The sequence below is a fragment of the Paenibacillus alginolyticus DSM 5050 = NBRC 15375 genome (genome assembly GCF_000422905.1).
GTDB classification, from domain to species: Bacteria; Bacillota; Bacilli; order Paenibacillales; family NBRC-103111; genus Paenibacillus_E; species Paenibacillus_E alginolyticus.
Genome location: NZ_AUGY01000014.1, coordinates 1 through 13,870, shown reverse-complemented (window position 1 = coordinate 13,870; position 13,870 = coordinate 1). Strand labels below are relative to the sequence as shown.

At 48.9% G+C, this 13,870-nt stretch carries 9 protein-coding genes; 5 read left to right on the top strand and 4 right to left on the bottom strand.

Annotated elements, in window-relative coordinates; translation table 11 throughout:
* Nucleotides 1–25: 25 nt before the first annotated feature.
* Nucleotides 26–1,558, top strand: coding sequence for a type 2 periplasmic-binding domain-containing protein (locus tag G519_RS0107575; protein WP_029194163.1), 1,533 nt, complete (start codon nt 26–28; stop codon nt 1,556–1,558).
* A 73-nt stretch (nt 1,559–1,631) separates the two neighbouring features.
* Entirely contained in the window at nt 1,632–2,468 is an 837-nt protein-coding gene (locus tag G519_RS0107570) for a Gfo/Idh/MocA family oxidoreductase (protein ID WP_029194162.1), read from the top strand.
* A 335-nt stretch (nt 2,469–2,803) separates the two neighbouring features.
* Here G519_RS0107570 and G519_RS42170 read toward each other — a convergent pair whose 3' ends face one another.
* From G519_RS42170 to G519_RS0107550, 3 genes are all read right to left on the bottom strand, one after another.
* Nucleotides 2,804–6,013: an Ig-like domain-containing protein gene (locus G519_RS42170; protein ID WP_051253228.1), complete on the bottom strand. Its 3,210-nt coding sequence runs from the start codon at nt 6,011–6,013 to the stop codon at nt 2,804–2,806.
* 78 nt (nt 6,014–6,091) lie between these two features.
* Nucleotides 6,092–7,150: a Gfo/Idh/MocA family protein gene (locus G519_RS0107555; protein WP_029194161.1), complete on the bottom strand. Its 1,059-nt coding sequence runs from the start codon at nt 7,148–7,150 to the stop codon at nt 6,092–6,094.
* 32 nt (nt 7,151–7,182) lie between these two features.
* A complete protein-coding gene (locus G519_RS0107550) occupies nt 7,183–8,754 on the bottom strand; it encodes an FAD-dependent oxidoreductase (protein WP_029194160.1) in 1,572 nt (523 codons plus the stop codon).
* Nucleotides 8,755–9,002: 248 nt separating this feature from the next.
* Between G519_RS0107550 and G519_RS0107545 the strand changes: the two genes are divergently transcribed.
* From G519_RS0107545 to G519_RS0107535, 3 genes are read left to right on the top strand one after another with little or no spacing between them, the layout of a single operon-like run.
* Nucleotides 9,003–10,109, top strand: coding sequence for an SGNH/GDSL hydrolase family protein (locus G519_RS0107545; protein WP_127528194.1), 1,107 nt, complete (start codon nt 9,003–9,005; stop codon nt 10,107–10,109).
* Nucleotides 10,110–10,145: 36 nt separating this feature from the next.
* Nucleotides 10,146–11,651 (top strand): extracellular solute-binding protein, encoded by a 1,506-nt coding sequence (locus G519_RS0107540; protein ID WP_051253227.1) that lies wholly within the window; start codon nt 10,146–10,148, stop codon nt 11,649–11,651.
* A gap of 38 nt (nt 11,652–11,689) precedes the next feature.
* The gene (locus tag G519_RS0107535) at nt 11,690–13,519 is read left to right on the top strand and encodes a cache domain-containing sensor histidine kinase (protein ID WP_051253225.1); all 1,830 of its coding nucleotides are present in this window, start codon (nt 11,690–11,692) and stop codon (nt 13,517–13,519) included.
* Nucleotides 13,520–13,571: 52 nt separating this feature from the next.
* Here G519_RS0107535 and G519_RS0107530 read toward each other — a convergent pair whose 3' ends face one another.
* A complete protein-coding gene (locus G519_RS0107530; RefSeq protein ID WP_029194156.1) occupies nt 13,572–13,790 on the bottom strand; it encodes a hypothetical protein in 219 nt (72 codons plus the stop codon).
* Nucleotides 13,791–13,870 lie beyond the last annotated feature (80 nt).

The window sequence follows — 13,870 nt, the reverse complement described above, 5'->3', positions numbered from 1 at the left end:
ATAGTTCGAAAAGGGAGGCTCTTTCATGGTCAAAAAATTTTTAGCTCTGATGTCCATCACAACTTTGGCAGCGGCCATCACCGCTTGTGGCGGAAGCAGCCAAACGGCAAACAGTAGCACAGCACCATCGCCGTCGACAGCTCCAATCGCAACTGTAGATACGAACAAGCCGAAGCCAGAATTCAAGGCGCTGCTGCAGTATGCTCGATTTGATCCCAATGCTGAAGTCGTAGCGAAGTTCCTGAACGAAAAAACCGGCTACAAAGTTACCTACGACATGCTGCCGGTCGAGAACCCAGACGATAAGCTTAACTTACTCATGGCCAACAAGGAGAAATATGCCTTCATGCTGCTCAGTGGTCCGCAGTATTCCAGGCTCTCATCTTCCGGCGCACTGGAGCCGATTGATGAGTTGGTAAACAAATATGGCACTAACATGAAAAACGTTATTTCTCAAAACTCCTGGAACGGGGCAAAGCTGAACGGTAAAATTTACGGTATTCCGCAGACCGGTTCGGGTACGATCGTCAACACGGCGCTTATCGTGCGGCAGGATTGGATGGATGAACTCGGACTTAAGGCACCGACAACACGCGATGAGTTGTACAACGTCATGAAGACGATCAAAGAGAAGAAGAATGTTATGGCGTTGTCTGGCGGTAAATCCCCGCTCGTTACTGAAATCATGCCGACGTTTGGCCTCACGCTGGTTCAATCGACCGCGACGACCGGCTGGCAGGATGTTAACGGCAAACTGGTCAATGTGGTAGAAAACCCGAACATGAAAAAATACTTAGAGTTCATGAAGAAGCTTTATTCGGAGAAATTGATTGACCAAGAATGGTCTCTCAATCAGGCGAACAAAGTCATCGAGAACTTCACGAGTGGCAAAACAGCTATCATCTCGAACGGCTACTTCAACGCGCCTACCGTACAAAATGCTCTTCTGAAAAACACGCCTAACGCCAAAATTGCGAGCCTACCTTACCTGATAGGCGATGACGGCAAAGTACAAGTGATGGGTTCCGCCGGTATCAGCTATTACGTGGGTATTCCGAAATGGGCCGATAACAAGGAAGAGATTATCAAATATCTGGATTTGAAGCTAGACAAAGACATTCATAAGGAAGCGACAATTGGTAAAGAAGGTGTTCACCACAAGGTGGAAAACGGTAATTACTTCCCAATTCTGCCGATTTTCAACGACCAGTATAACAACGCTTCTTCGTTTCTCACAGGCGTGGATGAGAAAAACTACCCGATCTACTGGCAGGCGCGTGTTCGTAAAGATCCTATCCTGACCGATGCCTTTAACAAAAATCAGGAAGCTGCCAAAGGCAACATCGTCATAGACCCGCTCTCTTTTGCACCTCCGCTTGAAGCAATAGGGAAGTACAATTTAAAGCTGCAAAAGTTGATGGAAGATACCTTCCTGAAGTACATCACAGGGGCAGAGCAGCTCGAAAATTATGATAAATTCCTGGCTCAGTGGAAAACAGAAGGCGGAGAAGAAATGACGAAAGCTGTCAACGAATGGTACGCAGCGAACAAAAAGTAAGTTTGTTTAATAGCTAAATCCCCTGCGGTTCATGCCGTGGGGGTTTTATTTCTCGAGAGGAGTGGGGATAAGGATGAAAAAGATCGGGTTTATTGATTATTTTCTGGACGAGTGGCACGCGGAGAAATATCCGGATTGGATTGAAAAGGCATCGAATAGCGGCATGAAGGTCGCATACGCTTATGGCAAGTCAAATATCGAAGGAAAACTCAGTAATGCGGACTGGAGTGAGAAAAAGGGGATTCAGCTTCTTGACTCGATCGAGGCAGTTGTGGAACAGAGTGACTTCATGGTCGTGCTGTCGCCGGATCATCCGGAGTACCATGAGGAACTGTCGCTGATACCGCTTCGATCCGGCAAGCCTACTTACATTGATAAAACGTTCGCGCCTAGCCGGTCAACTGCCTTGCGGATGTTCGAATTCGCAGAAAAGCATGGGACACCCATGTACTCGACTTCGGCTTTACGGTTCGCTTCAGAGTATACAGGACTTGAAAAGCAGGGGATTGAGTCCATTTGCAGCCTAGGACCAGGACAATTTGAGAACTATTCGATCCACCAGGTGGAGCCGATCATCTTGTTGATGGGGACGGATGTCAAACGTGTGATGTGGACAGGAACGGCGAACACGCCGGCGCTGCTGATCGGGTATGCGGACGGCCGCCAAGCAACAATAAACTTATACGGGTGGGAGTGTCCATTCAGCATGGCACTCCATTATGAAGCGGGTTCATCGAATTTTCTAAAGATCGAGTCGGATTTTTTTGGGGCATTTATCGAGAATCTTATCGGTTTTTTCGAGACGGGTAAGCCTCCGGTTCCGCAGGCAGAAACGATTGCGATTGCGACGATTCTAGAATTCGGAATGAAGGCGGCGAAGACGCCTTTTCAGTGGTTGGAGCTGCCGTAAACGGCGATGTGAGCTTTGAGTTGAAATTGGCAAGTTGACTGGAGGCTCTGGAAGCGGAACGAGGATGCGCTAAAGTGCTGCAAAAGGCCGATTTCGAAGTTAAGCGGAACGACGATCCTCTATTTTGCAAAAATACAGCTAAATGCCCGCATTTTAAAGAAATAAGGTATTCTCGTTCCGCGAAAATAAGTCCATTTACATAATCTGCCCAATAAAAAAGCATCCGGACCTTTCCAAATGGAAAGAACCGGATGCTTTTTTTGAACATGTGATGTTATCCGTTCTCAAACGTTACCCGTTGTCAACCTTAGCCCATATCTCCAACGTCATTCTCTCTATTCGTTCTCTCCATCGTCGTACACACCATCATCGTTCTCATTATCTTCAATCTTCTCTTTATGAGTATTGAACACTTTGATCTTAATCTCCGATTGTTTGCCACGATATGTGGCAGTGATGGTTGTGGAACCTGGCTTCAAGGCTGTTATAGTGCCATCACCAGCAATGGATGCAACTTTATCTTGTGAAGAGATGTATGTCACACCTTGGGTGATATACGTTGTTGAGCCATCTGAGTAAGTAGCTCTGAGAGGCGCTATGAAGGTCTCACCTTTCACAAGACTGTGCTTCTTCTCATCAAAGGAGAGACTTGCCAGCTCGACGACAGTAATGACTGATTTGGCTGTTTTCCCCTCATATACAGCGGTGATTTCCGCAGTTCCAGCCTTCAGGGCGGTAACCGTTCCGTCTGTGGCAACGACAGCAACGTCAGGATTGTTGGAGCTGAACACAGCACCAGTCACTACGGCTTTCGTTTCGTCCGAGTAGACGGCTGTCGTGACAGTGGCATGCTTGTCGCCTGCCACTAGACGGTAGGCGGCAGCATCAAGCTCAATGCTAGTGATGACGGGAGCCGTATGCGTTATGGTTACGGTTTTTTCGTTCGTTTTGCGGCCGTCAACATAAACAGAGATTTTTACGGGATTGGCGCCAACTTCCAGCGAGACTTTGCCGCTAAAGTCTCCGTTGCTAGCCATCGTAGCCGTAACGCCGTTTAAACGAACATCAGCCGTTCCCGGCCCAAGCACTTCAACATTGCCTTTGATCTCGAGATTCTTCAGCGGTGTGCTGGTGTTTGCATAGTCAAGATGACCGCGCAGCACGGCCGATCTGACAGCATCGCCGACCTTGTATGTTTTGGCGACCAGCTGCCGTCTCGTCCGTACGCCTGAGGCATCCAGAGCAGAGATCACGAAGCCGCCCTGCGGAATGACGCTGTTATTGGGTGACATATTCGTCCAGTTCCAGCTAAGCGCTTGTTGTTGGTTAACAACCTTAGTGACTTTACCGGTGCTGTCGACGATTGCTTCGACACCAAAGGTGCTGGTAGCTGTCGTAAGACCGAACGAATCCGTATAGACGTTGAGATTATTTTCGTTACGGCTCACATTGTACAAATCGCCTTCTAGGAACGATTCCGGATTGCTAGGAACACTTGAACCTACCTGATAATCTTTGACGTATTCCACATTCTGGAGCGACGCTTTCACGACCGACCAGTTAACCTGCGAATAGTCGAAGAGCATCAGACCATTTGATTGCGACAAGCCAACCTGGAACACGGACCGCTGCAGCGGGGGATCCTGGATGTTCGCAAGCGCGATACTAGCGTACATCGGAACTTCACCGTTCGTTACAATGTTGCCCAACGTGATGTAATGCTCGATTTCTTTTTGCGTTGTTTGGTACGTGCCGATCATGAGAAAATCGATGTTGCCCGTATAACCGGTTTGTGCGTAAGCGTCGGTATAAAGGCTGTCGTCAGGGAATTTCAAGCGGCTGTCGTATTTGAAATTCGGGCTGCCCCAGTGAACACCGTTGAGGTAGTAAGATTCAAACCAGGAGCCAACATAGGCGGAAGAGTAGACCTTATGACCTTTCAGTGCTGTGTAGCGATCGGTGAGTGAACGGACTTCATCCGTAAACGTCTTGATCGTCTGCGAGCGGAACTCCCACCAATCATTGATGAGCGGTCCGAATTGCCGTACATTGTTCACGTAAGTGAAAACGTCGGCCGGCCAGTTTGTTAGCTGTTTACCGCGAACGGCGAGAAACGCCTCGAACTTCGAGCGGGTTAACGGGCTGAAGTCAGCAGTTTCATTGTCATAACGGGTTCGGTCGAGCACGATTCCATCAACATCGTAGTTTTTGATGACTTCTTCCATGTTTTTCAACTCGAAGGCTCTTACATCATCATTAGCCGGGTTAACGAAAGCGACGAGGGATTTTCCCGTTTTGAAATAGTTGCTCTCACGCAGCCGCAGAATCTGGCCGCCGTCCTCGGGACGGTATACATGCTCTTCCCAGTCTAGGTGCTGATTCAGCATTCCATACTCGTTGTGCGCAGGTGAGCCTTCGGCAAAGACATTGAACGCTGCGTGGATTTTGATGCCGAGCTGATGCCCGTACCTGATGAACTCCTCCAGCATGTCAAGGTTCGGATTCGCCCCCGCACGGGTCGGCGCCGTCATCTGGGAGATATGCGGACGACCAGTTAGGTCGTTCTTCTTGTAGTTGGCGAAGCCTTCTACACCTTTAACATCCAGTGCTATGGCCGTGACACCGGCGTCTTTCGCCTTGGTCAGCATGTCGTGAACATTTTCAGGCGTTTGGAGCTTGAATATATTCGTTCCTTGGTCAACCCAGAGGACGACTTCCTTCGCGGTTCCGGTTTGCTTTTTATAAAACACGACAAGTGTCTTACGGTCATTTTCCGTCCCGTTCTTGGCGGCAATGACTTCAAGGTAATTGACACCTTCCGTGAGACCAACATCGAGCTGAAAGGTGCCGTTCGCTTGCAAGGCAACCGTTGATTGGTTCACACGAATCGAATAGGGGATACCTTGCTCAAGGTTTTCCAGCTTTCCGGAGACAACTGTTTTCGGTTCTGTTACCGTAAACCATTCATCGTTGTTCAGCTTAAGCCGAGCTTTGAGGCCTTGACCTGTCATTAAATCAGAGACAGGGATAACTTCACCATTTTTGCGCAGCTTGATTTTATCACCGACCTTGAAATTTTTCGCGAGATATTGCTTGTAGGTTTTGTTCGCCCAACTGTCGTCATTTGATACTAGGATGTAGCCGCTATGAGGGATGTCTAAGTCAGTAGGTCCTGTCCAGACAGGCACTCCGCCGTTCACTGAAGGGTTTACCACCCGAGTGACCTGGTTAGTTCCATCGACGACAACGCCGACGGAAGTTTTGCCAACCGTAATCTGAGGTGCATATTCCGATGTGAATAAAGCTACATAATCAGTGATGCCGCTTACATCCTTATCAACCGCATTAATTTGCTTGCGAGGACCTTCAACATTAATGGTAATGTCGACCGGAGCGGCTTCTACTTCGATGTAATCGGCGGCGTTCGGAGCAGCGGCAGAGGCGGCGGAGCCAGAGACGGTTTCCGCAGCAAGCGCGGTCGTGGACCAAAGGGAAACGATCATGGGCAGCAATAGGGTTAATGACATCCATTTCGACTTATTCAACGGGTTTCACTATCCTTTCATTCATTTGATAGGGCTAGTTTTGGACCGGTTCTATTGAGATTTATCGTAAGCCGTTTCTTAGAAGTATATTTCTTTGCCTTTTTCGCTAGATTCATAGATACCGCAAAGAATTTTCATCATTTCAACACCGTCTTGCACAGGCGAAAGAGTTTCTTTTTTGCCTTGGCATACTTCAATGAAATAATTGATTTCATCCTGAAACCCAGCAACAAAATCGAAAGACAGATTGTTGATCTGCGGTGTGAGGTTCAAGATGGTATCGTATTTCTCCGAAACGATGGATAGTTGAGGCTCCAGTTCGGCGCCGCCTTTGTCGCCATACAGCTTCACGGTAAGCTCGTCTTCCTTCGCATGAAGTGTGAAGCTTACGTCAACGAGGATGGAGGCGCCATTCTCAAAACGGATCAGCGCATTCGCCATATCCTCCACGGTATTGTGGGAAGCGTCATAGTCCGCCGCCTTGTAAAAGGCAAGATTTTTCACGTTGGCGCGGTTGCCAAGTCTTTTATAGGTATTGCCGGAGACTGACTTCACTTTCGGTCGGCCCATCAAGTACCAGCAAAGGTCGATTACGTGGACACCTACATCAATCAGTGGACCGCCGCCTGAACGCTCAACATCCGAAAACCAGCCGCCTGGATTGCCGAGACGACGAATGCACGAAGCTTTAGCGTAGTAAATTTCACCGAGTTCATCGTTTTCGAGAAACGATTTGATGATGCGAGTATTAGACGCATACCTGCGGACAAAACCGACTTGAAGCGTTTTGCCGGAATGGCGGACCGCTTCCTCCACAGCTCGCGCTTCGTTAACCGTCATGCAGAGCGGTTTTTCAGTAAGTACGTTTTTGCCGGCATCCAATGCGGCGATGGAGATCGGCGCATGGCTATTGTTCCACGTACAGATGCTGACGGCATCGATCCCAGGATCGGCAAGCAATTCTTTATAGTCTGTGTAAATGCGTGTTATGCCGTATTTTTCTGCTTTCGCCTTTGCGCGTTCTTCATTCAGGTCGCAGATGGCGTAAAGCTCAGCGTCAGGATTATTTTGGTAGGACTTTAAATGCATTTCAGAAATGGAACCTGCTCCGATGACCGCTATACGTACTTTGCTCATTTGACTAACACCTCGTCTTTAGAATGATTGTTTTATACCGAATGAATCGTAGGCCACGCGAGTTCAATTCCATAGCTTACAAGCATATTCTGGAAGCCCCGAAGCTCTGTCTCCATACTGCGCACCTCGCGGGGGAGGAGTTCGCGGTCGATACAGCGGCTGGCAAGAAATCCTGCGGCCTCACCAATGTTCCATTCAACTGGATGGAGCCGGTAACAGCCGTTTGTGATGTGTGTGACGCCAAGATTTTTGCATGCTGGCAGCAGATTGTTCATGCGGACAGGAATTAGGCTGCCCAGTGGAATCTGGAAAGGCAGGGAAGAGATATCGATATAATGGCGGTTTCCCGTGCTTGGATGCAGGTCAATCCGGTAGCAGCCTATGCCGACGGAATCGGCGAATTGCTCTGCTTTACCATCGGGTCGGCAGGCTGTGCTTACATGCTGCTCTAGTATGGTAAACTGGGCTTTGATCCTCCGTGACTCCCGCATATACGGAGACATGGCCAAACCGTCCTCGGTGCCTGTAATGTCTTTGCGCAGACGAAGTCCCGGGTAGCCGAACCCCCCGTCCGGCCGAGGCGCTTCGGTTTGCAGCCAGTAAAGCAAAGAGAGACTAAGCTGTTTCGCATCCCACAGATTCTGTTCTCTTTCCTCGTCGCTCACGTCGATGACCGAACCAAGCCAGTAGTCATTCTGCGGCCAGTTGACCAGTGTAATACTCCCTGGATAAAAGCCTTGCTCGAAGTTTCTGCTATCGATGATGCGCCGATAGTAGAACAGGGAGTACTTGTCCGTCCCCTCAAAAAGCTCATAAGTGACATGCTCTAGCGTATGAGGGCGGACGCCGGACCAGCTTAGCAGCCGATCGGGCCAAAAGTCGGCTTTATATTGCAGCCAGAAGTCATAGCGCTCTGGACGTTCGATGGTGTGGTCTTCACCTTCGATGTAATCCATCGCAAAGCAGTATGTAAAGCCCTGCATGTCCTGCGGAAGAGCATCACCTTCCACGGCATGCGGCTCCCCGGTTTGGCTCTTGGATTCCGCGCCAGTCACATATTCCGCCCCGGCTAGAGGCAGAACATCTCCACATTCCGTTGCGTCAAGGAAGTAGGCGGCAGATAGCTCCACGAGATCCCCGGTAAGTAAACTGCGTACCGTTACCGTTCGTACGTCATCACCATCCACGGAAGCCGATTCTGCGCGATGGCGGGTAAGAATTTGCAGCCTCCCGCTGTGAATATAAGGAGCCAGCATTTCCTGCAGAACTGCCAATGCTGCGCGTGGTTCATGGCACAATCGCGATACGCCACCATTCCCGGGATTAAGATTAATGCGGGACCGTGCCTCTTCGGTAAGGGGGAAATGGCGCCGGTAATAATCACGAACACCATCCCGGAACTGCCGGTACGTGCGAGTGCAGCCGAACTGTTCAATCCACGGGTGCTCATCAGGCGGAACAGCCTGGCTTGTTAATTGCCCACCAATCCAGTCGTTTTCCTCGGTCATGATCACCGTCTTACCCGATTTGGCAGCGGCAAGCGCGGCTGCGCAGCCGCCGGTTCCCCCGCCAATCACGACGATATCGGCATGAAATTCTTGAATGTTGTGGTTGCTGTTCTTGTGTGCCAACGGAAATGTTCCCTCCTTTTTCCTCCTCGCCTGCAGGTTTTCACAGGCTATCCTCATTGTAATACAGCGTAAACGAGGCCACAGCAGAGGACCATGACTTCTTTTGGTACTTTAATAACCATTGCCTATGGAAAAAAAGGGATTATTTGATCGGAGTCGAAAATGGATAACAATGCCCTACAATGCGATTAGATTTTAAGGAGTACTTAGAGGAGGAATGTATGATGCCAAATGAACAACAACCTGTAAACGCATTACGCTTAGATGCAAACATGCGAATTCAACAATCCGGCGACAAAGATGTTAATTGGTATTCACCGCTAGAGAAGCCATTCCATATTGCCGGTTTCGGCTGGCTGCACGAAGAAAGACTCTACCGCCGGTTGCCGGCACAACCAGATTGGAAGCTCCCAGAGGCGGTAGATCAATTGGCCAACTGTACCGCCGGCGGTCAAATCCGTTTCGAGACGAATGCTGCTTCATTGACCGTTAAAGTAAAACTGTCAGGAACTGCCAATATGTATCATATGACGGCTACAGGGCAGTGCGGCTTTGACTGTTACATAGGAGGTCCGGGAGAGCAGCTGTATTACGGCACAACCGTTTATGATCACACGCAGGCCGAGTATGAAGTTGTTATTTTTAAGGATATGGCGCGGGAGAGTCGGATTATTACGCTGAATTTCCCACTCTACCAAGGTGTAGAGGAAGTTTGGATCGGCTTGGAACGGGAAGATCAGATCGCACCGCCACCAGCGTATGATAATAGCGGGAAGATCATCGTCTACGGCACCTCAATCACGCAAGGCGGGTGCGCAGCCCGTCCGGGTATGGCTTATACCAACATACTATCCAGACGTATCAACAGGGAGTTTCTCAACCTGGGATTTTCCGGAAATGGTAAAGGAGAACCTGAGCTCGCTCATATCCTTTCTGACATCCCGGACCCTACATGCCTGATCCTGGATTACGAGGCGAACTGTGTTTCTACTGAATTGCTTCAGGTAACACTGCCCGAGTTCATATCGATCTATCGAAATAAACACCCATTGACGCCGATCCTTGTAATCTCGCGCATCATCTATGCGAAGGATAAATTTCATGATCAAATGGCGCAAGATCGGGCGGAACGCAAACAATTCCAGCTCCGAACTGTAGAGCAGCGGCGCGAACTGGGTGATGCCAACATCTATTTTTACGATGGATCAAATTTGCTGGGTGAAGATGCGCACGAATGTACCGTTGACGGAGTTCATCCGACCGACCTTGGCTTTTTACGTATGGCAAATGCGCTGGCACCCGTCCTACAGAAGATTTTGTCCGATTAATTGCGGGTTTCTTGTGTCTGAAGGGGTGGTTGAAAAATGAAAAGAAAAAGCGCGGCCATTCTCGCCTTACTCACATGCTTCGCTACCGCCGGATGCAGCTTTCCAGAATGGTCAAAGTACGAAGGTAAAGTTAAGGTAGCTGTACAAGAACCGGTCATTCGAATCGTCGTGAACAGCTTGGGCATGAACTTCCCGGAAGGTATGGATGAGAATAACAACCCCTATTTAACCTATATCGAGAAAAGCATCGGTGTACAGGTGAATGTGACACTCCCGCCGCTGAATGGATACGATGAGAAGCTAAACGTCATTATGACGTCTGGGGAGCCTCCAGATCTGCTGAACACGAGCAATCCCTCTTGGTTTATCAATTTCGTGAATCAAAAGGCGCTTACACCCTTGAATGATTATATAGAAAAGTATGGGACGAACCTGAAAGCCAAGATCCCAAAAGAAGCTTGGGACAACGTAACCGTCGATGGCCATATATACGCTATACCTAGTTTGAACGAAGTGAAGGGAACTGAAATCGTTTACGCCCGAAAAGACTGGCTGGACAAGCTTGGCCTGCAGCCTCCGCGAACCATTGAAGAGTTTACTGCGGTGATGAAGGCTTTTGCCGAAGGAGATCCGGACGGAAATGGAATTAAGGATACAGTTGGCCTTTCGATCCTAGAGCGTCTAAGGAGAACATCGCCATTTCTCGGTGCCTTCGGCGTACAAATGAACGCTTGGTATGAGCGGGATGGTAAGTTGGTTTACTCCGGTATCCTCCCAGAAATGAAAGAAGCACTCATTTACCTACGCAGCCTGTACGATCAGAATATTCTGGATCCGGAATTCCCGCTAAATAAAATCGATGTACTTGGCGAGAAGGTAGCGAGCGGCAAAGTCGGCTTATATTCCGCGGCATGGTCTGACACACGCACTCATATTGCGGCTAACCGTAAAAACGATCCGAAAGCGGTGTGGATCCCGCTTGATTTCCCGATCGGACCGAACGGCAAACACGGGGTCTACAGCACTTCAAACGTCCGTTCTTACAATGTTGTGCCTATCAAGAGTCAAAACGCGGAAGCGGTTGTTAAATTTCTAGATTTTATCGCAGGACCTGGTCAAACCAGCCTGAAGCTCGGTTTTGAGAACGAAATATGGACTAGAGTTAACGGAAAGCTTTCTATCCGATTTGATGAACACACGAAGCATGGCTATCGGGGTATCTACGGATCGTTGGTTGATACCGCAGAGCGGGACATAACCCGGGATCGGTTGGAGGGACTCGGCGAGCAGTTTCATCTATACGAAAACCTGCAGCGGATCGAAAGCAACTTGATGGAAGACCAGTTTAATGGACCGCCGACCCCCGCAATGGGCAAGCATAATGTCAAGCTGTCCAAACTGCAAGAAGATACTTTTACGAGAATCATTGCAGGGGTGAGCCCCATTGAAGAATTCGATGCCTTTGTGAAGAAATGGAAAGAGGCTGGCGGCGATGAAATAACCGGAGAAGTGAACGAGTGGTGGAGAGAAACCGGCAAGTAACCGGAAAGAAACAGGGCACGAATGGAGGGACCACCCATATGTTCAAAGAAATCCTGTCCAAAGTGCGCAAAATACTGGCCGGTTATATTCAGATTCGGCTAACATGGTACTTTCTGCTGATTCTGCTTCCGCTCGCCGGTTTCAGTCTTTTTGCCATCGCAAAATCACAGACGATCTTAGAAGAGCAAACGGGCGAGAGGACACAAGGGGCTCTGCATACGATGACAGATTACATCGATCTGACCCTGCAGAACCTCGAACAGCTTTCTTCGCTAATCGCGTTCGATATGAACATGAACACGACCCTTCAATCCGTCGGGCAGGAGCCGGAAAAGCAGTCGTTTGTTCATTTTGCACAAGTGATGGACCAGATTACGAACATGACGACGGTCAATTTGATCGTGGATCAAATCTCCATCATCCATATGCCGTCACGTACCGTCATTTCCACTAAACTTGGGGGGCGCAAGCTGCCCGAAGGGGCGGAGAAGCAGGAATGGTACCAACGTTTAATGGAGTCGAGTGGGGGCACGGTTTTTTTTACGCCGAAGGAAGGTGAATCTTACTTTGATGCAGATAGTATTCATCTGATCCGGACGATGGATCCGTATAACAGGACGCTCATTAATCCGAATCTGCTCGTGCTCTCCGTCAAAAAAAGCGCCCTAATCGAGTTGGCGAAACCGCTTCTTCCCTCTAGAAATGCGAACATCTATCTGTTTGGCAGCGACGGAAGTTCAATCACTGGCACAGGTGCGAGTGTACATCCACAAGTCTGGGACACCGTGAACGAGGTTAGGTCCATCCGTAAGTCACAGCAAACAGGTACGGAAATGGTTACGATCAGCGTGAAGTCGAAGTTTTCCGGATGGTCGCTCATGATGGAGCAGCCCTTGGAGGAGCTTCGCAGCCATACCGACTCTCTAAAGGTGTTTAGCTATGGGATTTTAGCCGTCAGTTTGGTGCTAGCCGTTTGGATTTCCTGGATCATCTATAGGGGGATTTCCGCCCCGCTGCGGAAGCTAGCTTATGGGATGAAACAGCTCCGTACAGGTAATTTCACGATACAACTGGAAGATACGCGCGTAGACGAACTGGGATACGTGATCGAATCGTTCAACCGAATGGCTGAGAACCAGAAGACACTTATTCGTGACCACTATGAGAAGCAGCTTTTACTATTTAAAATGGAGCTTAAGTTTTTGCAATCGCAAATCAACCCGCATTTTCTTTATAACACATTAGACTCCATCTATTGGACGGCCAAAAACTATGAAGCCGATGAAATCAGCGAAATGGTGCTTAATCTGTCGAAATTTTTCCGGTTAAGCCTGAACAAGGGAAATGAAACGTTTGCAGTCGGGGAGACCATCGAGCATTTGAAATATTACATTAAAGTCCAACAGCTGAGGTTCTTGGATCATTTTACCGTTCGTTACGATATCGCCGAGGAAAGCGCCTCTTATCATGTTTTGAAGCTCCTCTTACAGCCGCTGGTTGAAAATGCTGTGCTGCACGGTCTGGAAAAACAAAGTGGGGGTGGAGAACTCTTCATTTCCTCATATTTGGAAGGTAATCAGCTTGTGCTTGAAGTTTGCGACAACGGGGTAGGGGTCAATGACGAAAGGCTCGCCTATATTTGTGACAAACTGGAGGAAGCTTCTAAGCTAGCGGCAGAAGGTATTTCAACGGACCTCAAGAAGGATAAGGAGCTGTTCGGACTGCGGAATGTGGTCACACGGATGATTATGTACTATGGCAAGGAATCGCAATTTCACTTCGAGAGTGACGCTAAAAGGGGCACCCGGATCACGCTTCGCCTTCCACTGGAAAAATGTGTGTCGCCTTATGAAGAGCAGGCGGGCTAAGCGCTTTCGTGAATTCGTTCTATTATATTTCTTTAATTTAAAAACGGCCCATTCACAGATGCGAACGGAGCCGTTTTTTGCTGTATAGGAAATTATGCAAGATGCCGATCTGTGGATAAGAATGCAGAACAGAAGATTCCTCGGATTCAATGAGCGAGCTTATGCAGTACGGACGTTCGGCTGAGAAGTCGATTTCCGGCTTCTCAGACACTGTCAACGAGCTTTGGCTCGAGGAACTCTCGCTGAAAGCGCGTTTTTGCTCTTCTGTCAAGAAAGTGGACACCGCTTAGCTAAGCTACACTCTCGTAGTACAACTGTTCAAATTGCAATGGCGACATGTAACCAATTGTA

Bases quoted from the DNA above. Each gene is read 5' to 3' on its own strand.
- G519_RS0107575 (WP_029194163.1), top strand. From the start codon at position 26: ATGGTCAAAAAATTTTTAGCTCTGATGTCCATCACAACTTTGGCAGCG.
- G519_RS0107570 (WP_029194162.1), top strand. From the start codon at position 1,632: ATGAAAAAGATCGGGTTTATTGATTATTTTCTGGACGAGTGGCACGCG.
- G519_RS0107555 (WP_029194161.1), bottom strand. From the start codon at position 7,150: ATGAGCAAAGTACGTATAGCGGTCATCGGAGCAGGTTCCATTTCTGAA.
- G519_RS0107545 (WP_127528194.1), top strand. From the start codon at position 9,003: ATGATGCCAAATGAACAACAACCTGTAAACGCATTACGCTTAGATGCA.
- G519_RS0107540 (WP_051253227.1), top strand. From the start codon at position 10,146: ATGAAAAGAAAAAGCGCGGCCATTCTCGCCTTACTCACATGCTTCGCT.
- G519_RS0107535 (WP_051253225.1), top strand. From the start codon at position 11,690: ATGTTCAAAGAAATCCTGTCCAAAGTGCGCAAAATACTGGCCGGTTAT.